Source organism: Blautia glucerasea, assembly GCF_013304385.1.
GTDB lineage: Bacteria > Bacillota > Clostridia > Lachnospirales > Lachnospiraceae > Blautia_A > Blautia_A ammoniilytica.
On the sequence record NZ_JAAITU010000146.1, the window covers coordinates 1 to 576 of the forward strand.

Genomic DNA, 576 nt, shown 5'->3' on the forward strand with positions numbered 1-576 from the left:
CTTAATATACTGCATCGGATTGAAAGTGATATATTGCTTTGGTGATACTGCAAATCGGAATGACTGCTGTAATACTGCCGAGAAAGAACGGATGTAATCTTTGCTGTAGCCTTTTCTTTCTGAACCATCGGGATAAGTGCCACCAAAGGAAAGCAGATCGAAGAAGGCTTGTAAATGCTCAGATGTTACATTTTTCAGTTTTCTCTCTGAAATTGGATGCTTCTTGATATTGGTAATAGCACCGAGGTAATTCTGGACTGTCCCATTGCTGAGAGTGCCTGTCTTTAATTCTTCCTCTGCCCATATATCAAGTAATTCTCCAACTGTAATATTTTCCGACTTTGCAATGAATTTCTTGCTTTCGTAATCGTCCATTGCCTGACGGAGCAGTTTTTCCGTTTCACTCTTGCTTTCTGTTCCAGCGTATTCTTTCTGAACCAGATTGCCGCTTGCATCTTCTACATAGAAGCGGTAGTACCATTTCTTTCCTTTTTTTCTTACAGATCCTTTTGCCATAATCGTGTGTCTCCTTTCGATATCAGACAATCGGAACTGATGAAATGCTTCTTGCGTGTA

Annotated in this window: 1 pseudogene; it reads right to left on the reverse strand. The window is 40.3% G+C overall.

Annotated elements, in window-relative coordinates:
• A pseudogene (locus G5B11_RS18805) lies at positions 1-516 on the reverse strand (site-specific integrase); the annotation flags it as partial.
• Positions 517-576: the final 60 nt, after the last annotated feature.